The sequence below is a fragment of the Pseudarthrobacter sp. J1763 genome (assembly GCF_050490295.1).
GTDB lineage: Bacteria > Actinomycetota > Actinomycetes > Actinomycetales > Micrococcaceae > JBNPEO01.
The window spans coordinates 1-15,532 of sequence record NZ_JBNPEN010000001.1 but is presented as its reverse complement, the minus strand read 5'-3'; the positions used below and the strand labels follow the sequence as shown (position 1 = coordinate 15,532).

Sequence of the window (15,532 nt, the reverse complement as noted above, 5' to 3'; positions counted from 1 at the left end):
AGTCACCATGGAAAACCACGACGGCGCACGCCGCTTTGTTGAGGACGCTCAGCTGCGGGGTCTGGACATAGAGATTGTGGAGAGGCCCGCTGCGCGGAGCCTTGAGCATGCGGCCGAACTTCTGGGAATTGATCCGGCAGAGATTGTGAAATCGCTGGTGGTCAAGCACAAAGATGGTTCGTTCTTGTTTGCGCTCATTCCGGGCGACAGGCAAATTTCGTGGCCGAAGTTGCGCACGCTATTGGGCGTCAACAAGTTATCCCTTCCACCGGCAGAGGTTGCCCTCGAGGCCACGGGATACGAGCGCGGCACCATCACACCGGTGGGCAGCACAACCGCTTGGCCGGTTTATGCTGACGCTTCAATGCAGGGCAAACGGATTTCCTTGGGTGCCGGGGCGCACGGGCGAAGTGCATTTGTGGACGCTGATGCTCTGCTGGAGTCCTTGGATGCTGTGGTTGCTGACATTAGCGAGCCGATGTAATTCTTATTGGGTCTGACGAAGGCGGGCTCCGGGTGTATCCCCGGAGCCCGCCTTGTGTTTACTCGGTTGTTTTTGCTGAACTGTTTTTCTCTGGGACTCTATCCGGCTACGGGGTGACGGTCAGGGGGCTTCCGTTGACCGTGAGCTTCCAGTCAGTCTTGGCGAAAATAGCGGCGTCCAAGGTGCCGGTGTTCACCACGTAGTCGATGATGAGCTGGCGGATTTCTTGTTGGCTGTTCGTCAGGACCGGGGCGGTAGTGACACCCGGGAATCCCCCACCGCCGCTCTGGCGGTAGTTGTTAATCGCCATGGCAAATTCTTGTTTCGGGTCGATGGGGGCTCCGTTGTAGCTCAGGCCCACAATCCGCTGGCCGTTGGGCTTGGCTACATCGATGTCATAGCTCAGCGATCCGTCGAGCCCGTACACAACGTCGTAGTTGTAGTCAGGTGTCCCGGCGGGCGCCAGGTTGGTAACTGCGTTGGTCAGGTCCGCCGCTGGCACGGTGGTTGAAGAGACGGTCTTGTAATACTGCGAAGACCACTCAAGGTAATCCTTGACTTGGGAACCGGTGACCTTGATGGACAGCAGAGTGTTGTCGAAGATGTACAGGCCCGCAATGTCCCGGATGGTCAGCGCCCCAGCTTTGACGTCAACTTCACGTGAAAACGCAGCGGCAATTGAGAGGACAGGCAGATCAGCGTTTGGTCCGCCAGCCAATTCCGCCTTGATGGTGGAAGCCTGAACAAAATTGATGGCATCAATAGCTGCCGTGTCTTCCCAGCAAGCCGTTCTAGTTGTCAGTGCTGCCGTTGAATTGCCAATCACAGTGTTGACGTATTTCACTGTGGCGTCGTGACCGGAACGTACTGCAGCAACCACTGCGGCATCTTCAGGAGCTGTGCGCGAATCCAAAAGGTGTGCGTGAGCTGTGTTGACCTTCCACTGGCCGCGGTCCTTGATCAGGTCCAAGTCCATCACGGTTACTCGCATGCCCCATCGCAGCGGTTCACTCAAGAGCACTTGCTGCCCGGTGGTCTTGTTCGTGACAAAACGTTCCGCAATTTCTTGGTGTGCGTGGCCGACCAGGATCGCGTCAATTCCTGGCACTTCTTCTGCCAATTGGCTTGAAGCGTTCTCCGGGAACGGCAATGCGTCGCCGTAGGAGGACCCGGGTGTAGCGCCAGAGTGGCAAGAGACAACCACAATGTCCGCCCCAGCTCGCTTGACCTCCGGAATAACTATTTTGGCTTCTTCCACGATGCCGTTGAAGGTCAACTTGCCTTCCACGTTGGCACGGTCCCACAAGGCACAGCCCGGGGTAACCAAACCAACTAGGCCCACCGTGACCCAACCATTGCCTGTTTTGACTCGTTTGAGTGTGTACGGCTTAAAGGCCCTGGCCCCCGTGGTAGCGCTATGAACGTTGGCGCTCAGGACTGGGAATGTGAGTTGGCTTTCCCAGGTCCGCAAGTGGTCAATACCGTAGTTAAACTCGTGGTTTCCAAGCGCGACGGCGTCATAACCTACCGCGTTCATGGCCAGTGCCATGGGGTGCTTGACGCTGCTCGAAGCCGGAGTGATCTTGGCAAAGTAGTAGGCCAGAGGTGTGCCTTGGATAATGTCTCCGGCATCCAAGGTCAGAGTGTTGGCGTGACCGCGTTCAGCCCGAACTGCACGGATCAAGGAGGCGGCTTGGGCAACACCGATCTGGTTCCCTGCTTTATCCGAGTACGGCGCGTCTTTGAAGTAGTCCCAGTTCAGAACGTTATTGTGCAGATCCGTTGTGCCCAAGATTGTTAGCCGGAAGTTCTTGTTGTGCCCCGCTGGGCCGCCGTTGGCCTCGGCTTGGGCTGGTGCGGCTCCAAGAATTGCTGCTGCTGTGGTTCCGCCGACTGCTGCTGCCGTGATCATGGCTCTGCGGCTAATCTTCGTCTCTGGTGAGTGCATGGTGGTTTGCTCCTGTGGGACCGAGGTCTTTGTGCGGCTGGTTGTTCCGGCTGCGTTGGACAGTCTAGGAGTGAAGCTCGCTGATAGCGAGGGTTTCGGCGGATCGGTAGGCATCGGATAGCAATCTTTCACTTGCGGTTAACCTTCGCCGAGTGGGTAGATAATGTCCCTTTGGCGCCGGGCAAAAGAGCTTTATCTACCCATTCGGCGAGGGAGGCGCCGCCGAGGAGACAACAAAAAACCCCGTCCACCGAAGTGGACGGGGTTTTGAGTGAAACGGAATCGACTACTTGACCGTAACGGTTGCGCCGGCAGCTTCGAGCTGCTCCTTGGCCTTGTCAGCAGCGTCCTTGGTTGCGCCTTCCAGCACAGCCTTGGGAGCACCGTCAACGAGGTCCTTAGCTTCCTTCAGGCCCAAGGAAGTGATTGCACGAACTTCCTTGATCACTGCGATCTTCTTGTCGCCAGCAGCTTCGAGGATGACGTCGAATGCAGTCTTCTCTTCCTCTTCAGCAGCAGCGGCGCCAGCCGGGCCAGCAACTGCAACAGCAGCAGCGGTAACTTCGAAGGTCTCTTCGAAGAGCTTAACGAACTCGGAGAGCTCGATGATGGTCAATTCCTTGAAAGCTTCAATGAGCTCTTCGTTGCTGAGCTTCGCCATGTTGGCGTCCTTCCTTTGGTTGGTGCCTGCGCACCAAGAATTTGATGAGAGAGAAGAGAATTAGTTCTCTTCGGTAGCTGCTTCAGCAGCTTCTTCAGCGGGAGCTTCTTCGGCTGCAGCTTCGGTAGCCGGAGCTTCCTCAGCAGCGGGAGCCGGAGCGCCGCCTTCTTCTTCAAGCTTGAGGCGCAGTGCATCAATGATGCGTGCAGCAGCAGCAGCAGGTGCCTTGAGGACACCAGCAACCTTGGCCAACTGCAGTTCGCGGGACTCGAGAGCTGCCAGTGCGGCAACCTCGCTGGCGTCCAATGCCTTGCCCTCGAAGTAACCGGTCTTGATGACCAGCTGCTTGTTGGCCTTGGCAAAGTCCGTCAGGCTCTTTGCGGCAGCAACAGCGTCGCCCTTGATGAAGGCAATAGCAGTAGGTCCGGAAAGCTGACCGTCGAATGCTTCGACACCAGCTTCCTTGGCTGCAATTGCGGTCAGGGTGTTCTTGACGACCGAGTACTTGTTGTCCTGGCCGAGCGAACGACGCAGCTCTTTGAGCTGTGCAACAGAGAGCCCACGGTATTCGGTCAGAACAGCGGCGTTCGATTCGTTGAAATCGGTGGTGATCTCAGAAACTGCGGTCACCTTGTTCGGCGTTGTCATAACCCTCCTTCCGGGGAATAAAGTCAGTATTGCTGGTCCCCGCCCGGATGGGCTAACGCATGTGCGCACAAACTAAAAACGCCCCGCGCAGATGCACGGGGCTTGGCTCAACATTCTCTTTCAAGAATGGAGCGTTGCTTCGTTCACCTGCGCCGGCCGCCCTTAAAGTTAGGGGCCTTCGATTGAAAATTCACGGTTCCCAGCGGCATGCGCACACGGTTGTGTCATAACATCTGGGGTGAATTTCCAAATAACCGACGGTCTTTGGTTCTTCAAGCTTAGCTGAGAGGCCGAGCAGCGCCAAATCAAAGGCCCGGTCTCCCGCACCGAGGGTTAAGACGTAGTTGCCGGCGAGAAATCCGGCAATTCCTTTTGCCAGATCCCGGTGACGCCCGCTGACACGAAGCCCAGTTGCCGGTTTACGGTCAGCAAGTACCTGTTTTCGAGAGCGTTCCAGGTGTAAATCACCCGCGCGTCCGGAAACTGCTCGCACAAGCGCTCCATGTTGGCTACTTTAATCAGCAATCCCAGCTTGTTGCCGCGATGCTCCTCCAGTATCTGAGTATCGTCTTGAAAGACCACGTCCTGCCGGTGCGCGAGGACAGCGATAGTTGTGATTCCAACTAGCGCACCCGAGTTAATATGTTCGACGGCGGTAACCACCATGCGCCGCCCCTGCGCTATTGAGAGTTCTTCGGTTTCACGCATCATCGAAGAATCAAAAGTCATCTGCTCAGAATCGGCTCCGAGGTACCGTCCGTCTTCACCCACCGAATTCTCTAACTGGGCGACGGCGTTGAGCCACCTCTGTGGGCAATGATCAGTCCAGTGGTGAAGGCGGTACCGATCATCGTTGGCTTGGTCAGCTTCAAGTTCCAGCTCAGCGATCAGGGCCGAGTCCAACGGTAGATTACAGGCGCTGAACTGCTCGATCCGCTCAAGGGTGTATCCAGTCCGGCGCGCAAAGTTGGCCTCACGGCTACTCAAGGGAACATACCCGGCCCCCGTTTCCGGCGGTAGCTGCTCGGCTTCAAGGTCCGGAAGCGACGCTAGGGGGTGGTTCGTATCCACCAGAATCATGCGCCGCCCTTCGGCCCGAGCGTAGAGTTCTGCGGCTTCCACCAATTCCCGCCCGAGGCCCCGGTGCTGGTAGTCCGGCAGGATATCCAGTGTGAGCTCGGCGAGATCAGAGTTGTCCACCAACGGCAAGGAAATATCTACCACCCCAACGATCTGCCCGTCCAACTTGGCCACCAAAACAATCAGCCGATCATAAGGATCATGAGCTTCCAATAGTTTTTCGATTGGCGTGTATGCCAGATCGTCGGTGCCCCACGTTTGCATACGAACTTTCCTAGCCACTTCTACGGCAGCTAGGAAGTCTTCAGCATCCGGATCCTCAAGGGAATCCGGGATCCACAGTTGTTCGATTTTCAGCTCACTGTTCACGGGCTTGCTCCACAACTTTTTGCCATTCCCCGGAGTATCCAGATGGACAGAACCCCAGGGCGATATTGATATTGAGCATGTAGCTGTTCTCAGCAGCATTCTCTGTGACAATTTGGACAACGCGCGGATAATTGGCGCGCAAACGCCTCAGGTTCAGCAACTTCACCAGAACACCCAAGCGATTCCCGCGGTACCCCGCGGCAACCAAGGTGTCATCTTGTTTGGCCACGTTGGGCGCCTCGCTACTGATCTCAAGCACCGTGTACGCTGCCAATTCTCCAGTGGCCACATGCCGAGCAGCACTCACCAGAGATGTCACACCACCGCCCTTGGCAACTTGTTCTACTCGACGCACCCGCTGTGCATCCCATAGTTCCGCCTCAAGCTGCACCCCACCAGCCGGTGCATCGGTGCTCATCTTGGACATCAGCACAGCCATTTGATCTACAAACTCCTCCGGACACTCGTCTACCCAGTGCAAGAGTTCAAAGCTGTCCCCCACTATGGCAAGGGCATCAGCTTCCAGCTGGTCCCACAGGGCCTCAGCGCCAGAACCGAATTCTAGGGCACTCACCCGCTCGGGTTGTTCTAGCCGGTAGCCAGAGGTAAGAGCGAACCGTACGGCGCGGCTGTTCTTGGGTAGTCCGCCGCTGCCGGTAGAGGCGGAAAGTAAGCCATCGGCGTCGGGATCAAAAGTGGCTTGGTGTCCCGAGGAACCCATCAGCACATGCCGACCGCGCTGTTCAGCCACCGCCTCAACATGGTCCAGAAGCATCTTGCCCAGGCCGCGGCCTTGGAAGGCTTGCAGGACGTCGACTTGGAGGTAGCACGAGTCAAGATTGTCCTGAAGCGAAAACATTATCCACGCCCTGGCGACCATCTGCCCCTGAACTCGGACAAAACAGAATTTCAATTCCCAATATTCATTAGGCTTCCAGCTTGCAAGCCGCTGGGTAATGGGCGTAGCACGATCAAGACTGCCCCAGGTTTCAATCACCAGCGCGTCAGTGAGCGCGCTAAACTCCAAAAAGGCGCCGGCATCCGTACTGCCAACTGTCTCTGGAAGTTTCAGCTCCTCGATCACTACCCCATGCGCATCCATCCAGTCAGCCTAACGGCGAGCCACTCGATCTCAAGTCACATCGAGCAATAGAGCGAGCGTGACTTCCACCGGTGCCCGGCCAAAACAGTCCGGCCAAAAGAGCCCCGCCCAACAGAACCCGTGCAAAAAGAAAAAGACCCGCTGGCAGATGCCAGCGGGTCTTTCACTAAAAGTGAGACTTAAGCCTCAGTCACCACGCGGGTAACGTTCGGGTCAACGGAGATGCCCGGACCGAAGGTGGTGGAAACCGTAGCCTTCTGGATGTAGCGGCCCTTGGAAGCGGACGGCTTCAAACGAAGCACCTCTTCCAATGCTGCTGCGTAGTTCTCGGCCAGCTTGAGAGCGTCGAAGGACACCTTGCCGATGATGAAGTGCAGGTTGGAGTGCTTGTCAACGCGGAAGTCGATCTTACCGCCCTTGATGTCATTCACAGCCTTGGCTACATCGGGGGTAACCGTACCGGTCTTGGGGTTCGGCATGAGGTTACGAGGACCAAGAACCTTACCCAAGCGGCCAACCTTACCCATGAGGTCAGGGGTTGCTACGGCTGCGTCGAAGTCTGTCCAGCCGCCCTGGATCTTTTCGATCAGGTCATCGGAACCAACGAAGTCGGCGCCGGCAGCGATTGCTGCTTCAGCCTTGTCACCGGTTGCGAAAACCAAAACACGGGCGGTCTTACCGGTACCGTGCGGGAGGTTGACAGTACCGCGAACCATCTGGTCAGCCTTACGAGGGTCAACACCCAAACGGAAAGCAACCTCAACGGTCGCGTCGAACTTGGACGGGTTGGTGTCCTTGGCGAGCGTAATGGCCTCGAACGGGGCGTAGAACTTGTCTGCCTCGATCTTGGCTACGGCTGCCTCATATGCTTTGCTGCGCTTTGCCATGCTGCTTGTTTCTCCTTGTGCAGTTGTGGTCCGCGGACCGCGCTGGGCCCTGCCACAGTTGGCCATCCAAAGATGCCCAACACTCTAATTTTCGATTCGCCGGAAGTCCGGCAAGGGTAAAGCTGAGTGTCAATTACTCGACAGTGATACCCATGGAACGAGCGGTACCGGCGATGATCTTGGCGGCAGCCTTGACATCGTTGGCGTTCAGATCTTCCATCTTGGTGGTTGCGATTTCTTCAACCTGTGCCTGGGTCAGCTTGGCAACCTTAACGGTGTGCGGGGTAGCCGAACCCTTTGCAACGCCTGCAGCCTTTTTGATGAGCTCTGCAGCCGGGGGGGTCTTGGTAATGAACGTAAATGAACGGTCTTCGTACACGGTGATCTCAACCGGGATAACGTTGCCGCGCTGGGCTTCCGTTGCCGCGTTGTAGGCCTTGCAGAATTCCATGATGTTGACACCGTGCTGACCAAGCGCGGGACCAATCGGAGGAGCCGGGTTAGCGGCACCTGCCTGGATCTGCAGCTTGATGAGGCCGGTGACCTTCTTCTTGGGAGCCAATGTAGGGTCCTTCTCTCAATAACTTACTAAGGAACAGGAGTGCGCCTTAGCTGGGTGGCCGCCATGGCGAGGCGACCGAACGCTTCCGCAACCGCTAAAGCAACACGGTTATGGAGCGAAAACTGTGGTTCAACTAGATCTTGGTGACCTGGTTGAATGCGAGGGTTACAGGAGTTTCGCGCTCGAAGATCGAAACCAAAACCACCAAAGTCTGAGACTCGGGCTTGATCTCGGAGATCGTTGCGTTGAGGGTCTCGAACGGACCTTCCTTCACAATGACGGACTCGCCGATCTCGAAGTCCACATCCACCTGAGCCGAAGGCTGCTTGATGGGCGAACCCTTTTCTGCCTGCGATTCTTCGAATACCGGAGCGAGCATGGAGAAAACTTCGTTCAAACGCAGCGGTACGGGATTGTGAGCGTTACCCACAAAGCCGGTTACACCTGGCGTGTGGCGAACTGCACCCCACGATGCGTCAGTCAGGTCCATACGAACCAATACGTAGCCGGGGATACGAACGCGGTTGATGACCTTGCGCTGAGCGTTCTTGATCTCAACAACTTCTTCCATGGGAACCTGGATTTCGAAGATGTAATCTTCCATGTCCAAGGTCTGGATACGAGTCTCAAGGTTGGTCTTAACGCGGTTTTCGTAGCCTGCGTAAGAGTGAATGACGTACCAGTCACCCTCTTGGCGGCGAAGCTTGGCTTTGAACTCCTCCGCGGGGTCAACGGGAGCGACGGCTGCAGCGGCAGCCAACGCATCGGCGTCGTCCTCTACTGCGTCTTGGTCCTCGGAAACTTCAGTTTCCTCGGCGACCTCAGTATCTTCCGCGGTTTCGGGCGCAGCAGACTCCGACTCTGCGTCAGTACCAGCTTCAGCCGCTACAGACGTGGTCTCATCCTGCTCAGTCTCGGTTACCTCGAGCTCCTGCTCAGACACTTGGTCTCCTGCTTCCTCAAATTGCATTTTATGCCCTGTTAAATGGCTCAATTCCACAGACCCCGCATTTTCACCTGAAATTTCAGTGTTTTGCGCGCGGCCTGCGGACAGTTTTAGCTAGTTGTCCAGCGATCCTGAGCCACCGAAGACCCAGCCAACACCTGTGCCAAAAGCCAGATCCAGCAGAGTGACGATGATCATCATGATCACAACGAATACCAACACAACGAGCGTGTAATTGATCAATTCCGAGCGGGTGGGGGTCACAACCTTCTTCAATTCACCAATGACTTGGCGGAAGAACAGAGCGATGCGAGCGAAGAAACTAGGCTTCGCGGGACGACCCTTGGAGCTGCGGGCAGCTGTATCGGTCACCGTGATCCTCACTCATCTGTTGTGATCCATTCCCTTTGGGGAATGTATTCAACCGAAACCCAATCGGGCCCCGATTACTTTGCTCATTGCACTAGTTGTGCTTGCTTCGGCATATCTACATGCCGTGACAACCATGCGCAGGGCAGACAGGACTCGAACCTGCAACCTGCGGTTTTGGAGACCGCTGCGCTACCAATTGCGCCACTACCCTATGGAGCGAACTACCACTCCGGTGTTTGTCCAACCAGCTTCCCGGGCGGAACGTCAATCAATCGTATACGAGATACAAAATGATTTATGCACCGATTCTCAGGCGCAAACCATCGTGGCGTTTTCAACACCGAGGAATAAGTCTACGCAACTTCTCCGGCTACGTCGAACCCGCCTTGCCAGCATAGAGTTGGTTGTGTCGAATCGACCACCCTCGAGTCCCACCAGAAATGGAATCGTGATGACTGCAGCCCGTGTTTCCCGCCGGATCTCCGCCATTGCCGAGTCAGCGACGCTTGCCGTTGACGCTAAGGCCAAAGCCCTCAAGGCAGCTGGCCGGCCCGTCATCGGTTTTGGTGCGGGTGAGCCTGACTTCCCCACACCCGGCTACATTGTGGAGGCCGCCGTTGAAGCCGCGAAGCAGCCCAAGTTTCACCGCTACTCCCCCGCTGGCGGGCTTCCTGAACTGAAAAAAGCCATTGCGGAAAAGACGCTCCGGGATTCTGGCTACCAGGTTGATCCGGCCCAGGTTCTTGTCACCAACGGCGGTAAACAAGCCGTCTACAACACTTTCGCGACCTTGGTTGATCCGGGAGACGAAGTAATTGTTCCCACACCCTTCTGGACCACGTACCCGGAGGCCATTCGTTTGGCCGGCGGTGTTCCGGTAGAAGTTTTCGCTGGCCCCGAGCAGGATTACTTGGTTTCGATTGGGCAGCTCGAAGCGGCGCTCACCGAAAAAACCAAAATCTTGCTGTTTGTTTCCCCGTCCAACCCCACCGGCTCGGTCTACAGCCCCGAGCAAGTGGCAGCGATTGGCCGCTGGGCTGCTTCCAAGGGCCTGTGGGTGGTCACCGATGAAATCTACGAACACCTGACGTACGACGGCGTTCCCTTCACCTCGATTGCCACCGCAGCCCCTGAGCTAGGCGACAAAGTGGTCATCCTCAACGGTGTGGCAAAAACTTACGCCATGACCGGTTGGCGTGTGGGATGGATGATTGGCCCGCTGGACGTGATCAAGGCCGCAACCAACTTGCAGTCCCACGCCACCTCCAACGTCTCCAACATTATGCAGATCGCGGCCCTCGCTGCGGTCTCGGGCCCGTTGACGGCAGTGGATGAGATGAAGGTGGCCTTTGACCGCCGCCGCAAGGCGATTGTTGCTGGTTTGAACGCCATTGAAGGTGTTGAATGTCCGACGCCGAAGGGCGCCTTTTACGTCTACGCAGACGTCCGCGGCCTGCTGGGTAAGGAGTTCAAGACTGCTGCTGGAACTGCGACTCCTACAACCTCTGCCGAGTTGGCCTCGTTGATTCTGGACGAAGTTGAAGTGGCTGTAGTCCCGGGCGAAGCATTTGGCCCCTCGGGCTTTGTTCGCTTGAGCTACGCGCTGGGTGACGAAGACCTTGCCGAAGGTGTGCGCCGTTTGCAGGACTTCCTGGGCACCGCTAAGTAATACGGCGCCACCAAGTACGACACTCGCTCACTTGCTCCAAGAAAAACCGGAACGCTCCCTCGCCTTGGTGCGGGAGCGTTCCGGAAAAGTGGAATAAAAAACTGGAACTGTCACATCGCTGCTAAAGCAAGCGGCGGTCTGCAGCCCATTTGCTGAGCTCGTGACGGTTGGAGAGCTGCAACTTTCGCAGTACCGCTGAGACGTGTGTTTCCACAGTTTTAATCGAAATGAACAGCTCTTTAGCCACTTCTTTGTAGCTGTAACCGCGAGCAATCAACCGCATCACTTCAAGTTCTCGCGCTGAAAGTTTGTCTAGCTCGTCATCCGCGATCTCCGCTGGTACTGTCCCGAAGGCATCTAGAACAAACCCAGCCAATCGTGGCGAAAACACTGCGTCACCGTCGGAGATTCTGCGAACGGCATCTGAAATTTCTGCGCCTGAAATGGTTTTTGTGACATAGCCGCGAGCGCCGGATCGAATAACGGAGACCACGTCTTCGGCGGCATCGGAAACGCTCAGGGCCAAGAATCGGACTTCGCCTAGGAGTGCAAGGCACCCATTGAGAACTTCGCGTCCGCCTCCCCCCAGACCACCTGGCAAGTGGACATCAAGGAGCACCACTTCTGGTTTCGATGCCGTAATCACTGCGATGGCCTGTTCCACGCTGGCTGCTTCACCGACCACCTCGATGCCTTCGTCTAGATCAGCTTTGAGGCCCGAGCGGAAGATGGCGTGATCATCCACAACGACTACTCTCACCCGACGGTTCCGCGGCGTAACGGGCTCGCTCATGCTGCTCCTTCGTTCTTCTCTGGCGGTGTAGCGGGCAAGCTGAGTCGAACTTCAGTGCCGTCACTTCCACTCACGATCTCGGCTGTTCCGCCATGGCGTTTCATTCGGCCCACAATCGATTCACGTACAACCATCCGATCGGCTGGAACTGCGTTTTGATCAAAACCGGGACCACGGTCTTTGACGAAAATCTGCGTGCCCGTGTCCGAGGTTTCTGCGTAGACACTGATGGCGCCGCCAGCATGCCGGGCGGCGTTCAGCATGGCTTCTCGCGCTGATTGCAAGAGCGCTTCATACGGTTCGGTGGTGGTGGCCTGCCCCACAAGAACGACGTCGATTTGGACTCCGTGGGCGTCCTCCACTTCGGCGGCAAAGGCTTTGAGCTGCTCACCAAATTCCGCAGCATCTTTGGCTGAGTCACGGAACAGCCACTCGCGCAGTTCACGTTCTTGGGCTCTCGCCAAGCGGGCGACGTCTTGCTCGTTCCCAGCCCTTCGTTGAATGAGCGCCAAGGTTTGAAGAACCGAATCATGGAGGTGGGCCGCAATTTCCGCCCGTTCGGTCTCGCGTACTCGCCCTGCTCGTTCGGCTTCTAGGTCGCGCCAAAACTTCAGTCCCCACGGCAAAAGCACAAGTGCCACGCCGCCCAGAACGGCGACTGAAGCCAGTAGAGCTACGCCGCTTTGTTCCCAAGAGCCTGATCCTGAAACGATCACTAGGACACCGGCAATGACCAACGCCAAACCCGCACCGAGTCGGGCCCAGCCACCGGCTTGGTTCGCTTTGGTTTTGTCCACGAGACCGGATCGGCGGGTTTCGTCTAGCTGAATCCACGCGATTGCGGCACCAGCAAGGATGGCGAGCGCAGGGATCAACGTTCCCAGAGGAACATCCACTCCGAATTGGCGGGCGATCAAGATTGTTCCAACCAGAATGAGCCCGGCGCCCAGCAGGATTTCCTTGCCGTGACGAACTTTGTTCCAGGTGCGCGTCCACGATGCGCCGGAGACACCAGCTGCGCCCGAAGTCGAGGAATATGAGCCAGGTGTAGCGCCAACGTGCGAAGCGAATCCCGGAGAACTCACCGTTGGAGCAATGGGGGACGCTGGCCGTTTGGCATTTGGCTTGGCAGCTTCATCGGCTGTAGGCACCAAAATCCAGAGCCACCCGTTACCTTTTTCGTAGCCCGTTCCTGTTGCAGGATAAGGGTGTGCTGGCCTGCCGGCCCCGGCATGATTGCCGCCCCCAGTCGTCAATGATCCGGGGGGTGTTGTCACCGGGGCCCGGCAGGTGCCGGAGAGACCGCTAATAGAGGCAGGACAGTGTGGGATCGTCGTGCGTAACGTGGATGCCGGGCTCTGACACCGCGGACAGTCCAGCACTACTATCAGCTGCTGGGACTGGGAGGTACAGATGATCGGGAACCACGGGAGCATTGAGGTCTTCATCGGTCTGGATGTCGGCAAGGGCGAACACCACGCCGTGGCACTGGACCGGGCAGGGAAGAAGCTTTTCGACAAGGCCCTGCCGAACGACGAAGCTAGACTGCGCGAGATACTTTCCTCGCTGGCCAGGCACGGCAGCATCCTTCTGGTCGTGGACCAGCCCGCCACCATCGGCGCACTCCCGGTCGCGGTCGCCCAGGCGGCCGGCGTCACCGTCGGCTACCTGCCCGGGCTGGCGATGCGCCGGATCGCTGACCTGCACCCGGGAGAGGCGAAAACCGATGCCCGGGATGCGTTCATCATCGCCGAAGCGGCCCGCACCATGCCCCACACGCTGCGTTCCCTTCAGATCGGAGACGAGCAGCTCGCCGAACTGACCATGCTCTGCGGCTTCGATGACGACCTGGCGAAGCAGGCCACCGCGACATCGAACAGGATTCGGGGCCTGCTGACCCAGATCCATCCCGCACTGGAGCGCGTGCTGGGGCCGCGCCTGGATCATCCTGCCGTGCTGGATCTGCTGCGCACCTGGCCGACGCCCGAAGCGCTCCGCCACGCGGGCAGGCGCCGGATCGGGAACCGGCTGACAAAGCTCGCGCCCCGGATGGGTGAACGCCTTGCCGGCGAGATCATCGAGGCCCTGGACCAGCAGACGGTCACAGTGGTCGGGACGAATGCTGCCACGATTGTGCTCCCACAGCTGGCACGGATGCTCGCCGACATCCACGAATCCCGGGACACCGTCTTCGTTCAGGTTGAAGCCCTCGTGGAGGCACACCCTCTTCATCCGGTCCTGACGTCGCTGCCGGCGGTGGGCGTCAGGACCGCGGCACGGATCCTCACCGAAGTCGTCGGCAAAGACTTCGCCACCGCAGGGCACCTGGCGTCCTATGCGGGGCTGGCCCCGGTGACTTGGCGATCCGGCTCTTCCATTCGCGGCGATCATCCATCCAGAAAAGGCAACAAGGTCCTCAAAAGAGCCCTGTTCCTCTCGGCCTTCGCCGCTCTGAAGGACCCGCCATCGAGGGTCTACTACGACCGGAAACGCGCCGAAGGGAAGCGTCACAACCAAGCACTCATCGCCCTGGCACGCCGCCGCTGCGACACCCTCTTCGCAATGCTCAGGGACGGCACCTTCTACGAACCGCGACTGCCCTCGGCCACTTGACGAAAACCATAGAGGCACCCCCCAGACCACCTGGCAAGTGGACATCAAGGAGCACCACTTCTGGTTTCGATGCCGTAATCACTGCGATGGCCTGTTCCACGCTGGCTGCTTCACCGACCACCTCGATGCCTTCGTCTAGATCAGCTTTGAGGCCCGAGCGGAAGATGGCGTGATCATCCACAACGACTACTCTCACCCGACGGTTCCGCGGCGTAACGGGCTCGCTCATGCTGCTCCTTCGTTCTTCTCTGGCGGTGTAGCGGGCAAGCTGAGTCGAACTTCAGTGCCGTCACTTCCACTCACGATCTCGGCTGTTCCGCCATGGCGTTTCATTCGGCCCACAATCGATTCACGTACAACCATCCGATCGGCTGGAACTGCGTTTTGATCAAAACCGGGACCACGGTCTTTGACGAAAATCTGCGTGCCCGTGTCCGAGGTTTCTGCGTAGACACTGATGGCGCCGCCAGCATGCCGGGCGGCGTTCAGCATGGCTTCTCGCGCTGATTGCAAGAGCGCTTCATACGGTTCGGTGGTGGTGGCCTGCCCCACAAGAACGACGTCGATTTGGACTCCGTGGGCGTCCTCCACTTCGGCGGCAAAGGCTTTGAGCTGCTCACCAAATTCCGCAGCATCTTTGGCTGAGTCACGGAACAGCCACTCGCGCAGTTCACGTTCTTGGGCTCTCGCCAAGCGGGCGACGTCTTGCTCGTTCCCAGCCCTTCGTTGAATGAGCGCCAAGGTTTGAAGAACCGAATCATGGAGGTGGGCCGCAATTTCCGCCCGTTCGGTCTCGCGTACTCGCCCTGCTCGTTCGGCTTCTAGGTCGCGCCAAAACTTCAGTCCCCACGGCAAAAGCACAAGTGCCACGCCGCCCAGAACGGCGACTGAAGCCAGTAGAGCTACGCCGCTTTGTTCCCAAGAGCCTGATCCTGAAACGATCACTAGGACACCGGCAATGACCAACGCCAAACCCGCACCGAGTCGGGCCCAGCCACCGGCTTGGTTCGCTTTGGTTTTGTCCACGAGACCGGATCGGCGGGTTTCGTCTAGCTGAATCCACGCGATTGCGGCACCAGCAAGGATGGCGAGCGCAGGGATCAACGTTCCCAGAGGAACATCCACTCCGAATTGGCGGGCGATCAAGATTGTTCCAACCAGAATGAGCCCGGCGCCCAGCAGGATTTCCTTGCCGTGACGAACTTTGTTCCAGGTGCGCGTCCACGATGCGCCGGAGACACCAGCTGCGCCCGAAGTCGAGGAATATGAGCCAGGTGTAGCGCCAACGTGCGAAGCGAATCCCGGAGAACTCACCGTTGGAGCAATGGGGGACGCTGGCCGTTTGGCATTTGGCTTGGCAGCTTCATCGGCTGTAGGCACCAAAATCCAGAGCCACCC

Annotated in this window: 13 protein-coding genes, 1 tRNA gene and 3 pseudogenes; 3 read left to right on the top strand and 14 right to left on the bottom strand. The window is 57.9% G+C overall.

Annotation, left to right across the window (positions count from 1 at the left end; all coding sequences use genetic code 11):
* Positions 1–7: 7 nt before the first annotated feature.
* Entirely contained in the window at positions 8–484 is a 477-nt protein-coding gene (locus ACQQCD_RS00085) for an aminoacyl-tRNA deacylase (RefSeq protein WP_430266361.1), read from the top strand.
* A 106-nt stretch (positions 485–590) separates the two neighbouring features.
* On the opposite strand, the gene ACQQCD_RS00080 is transcribed toward ACQQCD_RS00085, so the two are convergent.
* From ACQQCD_RS00080 to ACQQCD_RS00035, 10 genes are all read right to left on the bottom strand, one after another.
* Positions 591–2,432, bottom strand: coding sequence for a bifunctional metallophosphatase/5'-nucleotidase (locus ACQQCD_RS00080; protein ID WP_430266360.1), 1,842 nt, complete (start codon positions 2,430–2,432; stop codon positions 591–593).
* 286 nt (positions 2,433–2,718) lie between these two features.
* Positions 2,719–3,093, bottom strand: a complete 375-nt coding sequence (gene rplL, locus ACQQCD_RS00075; RefSeq protein WP_430266359.1) for a 50S ribosomal protein L7/L12 — start codon at positions 3,091–3,093, stop codon at positions 2,719–2,721.
* 60 nt (positions 3,094–3,153) lie between these two features.
* Positions 3,154–3,741, bottom strand: a complete 588-nt coding sequence (rplJ, locus tag ACQQCD_RS00070) for a 50S ribosomal protein L10 (RefSeq protein WP_430266358.1) — start codon at positions 3,739–3,741, stop codon at positions 3,154–3,156.
* Positions 3,742–4,074: 333 nt separating this feature from the next.
* Positions 4,075–5,190, bottom strand: coding sequence for a GNAT family N-acetyltransferase (locus tag ACQQCD_RS00065; protein ID WP_430266357.1), 1,116 nt, complete (start codon positions 5,188–5,190; stop codon positions 4,075–4,077).
* A complete protein-coding gene (locus ACQQCD_RS00060; RefSeq protein WP_430266356.1) occupies positions 5,180–6,292 on the bottom strand; it encodes a GNAT family N-acetyltransferase in 1,113 nt (370 codons plus the stop codon). Before ACQQCD_RS00060 ends, ACQQCD_RS00065 begins: the two co-directional genes overlap by 11 nt.
* Positions 6,293–6,471: 179 nt before the next feature.
* Positions 6,472–7,179 carry a 50S ribosomal protein L1 gene (rplA, locus tag ACQQCD_RS00055; protein ID WP_430266355.1) on the bottom strand — a complete coding sequence of 236 codons (708 nt, stop codon included), beginning with the start codon at positions 7,177–7,179 and terminating at the stop codon, positions 6,472–6,474.
* A gap of 133 nt (positions 7,180–7,312) precedes the next feature.
* On the bottom strand, positions 7,313–7,741 hold the full coding sequence (gene rplK / locus ACQQCD_RS00050; RefSeq protein ID WP_430266354.1) for a 50S ribosomal protein L11: 429 nt from the start codon (positions 7,739–7,741) through the stop codon (positions 7,313–7,315).
* 133 nt (positions 7,742–7,874) lie between these two features.
* Positions 7,875–8,684, bottom strand: coding sequence for a transcription termination/antitermination protein NusG (gene nusG, locus ACQQCD_RS00045; protein WP_430266353.1), 810 nt, complete (start codon positions 8,682–8,684; stop codon positions 7,875–7,877).
* Between the two features lie 117 nt (positions 8,685–8,801).
* Positions 8,802–9,059: a preprotein translocase subunit SecE gene (gene secE, locus ACQQCD_RS00040; RefSeq protein ID WP_430266352.1), complete on the bottom strand. Its 258-nt coding sequence runs from the start codon at positions 9,057–9,059 to the stop codon at positions 8,802–8,804.
* Between the two features lie 138 nt (positions 9,060–9,197).
* Positions 9,198–9,270, bottom strand: a tRNA-Trp gene (locus tag ACQQCD_RS00035).
* A gap of 240 nt (positions 9,271–9,510) precedes the next feature.
* Between ACQQCD_RS00035 and ACQQCD_RS00030 the strand changes: the two genes are divergently transcribed.
* Positions 9,511–10,728 (top strand): pyridoxal phosphate-dependent aminotransferase, encoded by a 1,218-nt coding sequence (locus tag ACQQCD_RS00030; protein ID WP_430266351.1) that lies wholly within the window; start codon positions 9,511–9,513, stop codon positions 10,726–10,728.
* Positions 10,729–10,849: 121 nt separating this feature from the next.
* Here ACQQCD_RS00030 and ACQQCD_RS00025 read toward each other — a convergent pair whose 3' ends face one another.
* Both ACQQCD_RS00025 and ACQQCD_RS00020 read right to left on the bottom strand, forming a co-directional pair.
* Complete coding sequence (locus tag ACQQCD_RS00025) at positions 10,850–11,521, bottom strand: LuxR C-terminal-related transcriptional regulator (RefSeq protein ID WP_430266350.1); 672 nt, start codon at positions 11,519–11,521, stop codon at positions 10,850–10,852.
* Positions 11,518–12,687, bottom strand: a pseudogene (locus ACQQCD_RS00020) (sensor histidine kinase); the annotation flags it as partial. The pseudogene ACQQCD_RS00020 and the gene ACQQCD_RS00025, both read right to left, overlap by 4 nt.
* A gap of 182 nt (positions 12,688–12,869) precedes the next feature.
* On the opposite strand from ACQQCD_RS00020, the pseudogene ACQQCD_RS00015 reads away from it, so the two are divergent.
* Positions 12,870–14,134, top strand: a pseudogene (locus ACQQCD_RS00015) (IS110 family transposase).
* Between the two features lie 16 nt (positions 14,135–14,150).
* Here ACQQCD_RS00015 and ACQQCD_RS00010 read toward each other — a convergent pair.
* Both ACQQCD_RS00010 and ACQQCD_RS00005 read right to left on the bottom strand, forming a co-directional pair.
* A pseudogene (locus ACQQCD_RS00010) lies at positions 14,151–14,363 on the bottom strand (response regulator transcription factor); the annotation flags it as partial.
* The coding region (locus ACQQCD_RS00005; protein ID WP_430266349.1) for a sensor histidine kinase at positions 14,360–15,532 on the bottom strand (1,173 nt) is incomplete at its 5' end. The gene ACQQCD_RS00005 and the pseudogene ACQQCD_RS00010, both read right to left, overlap by 4 nt.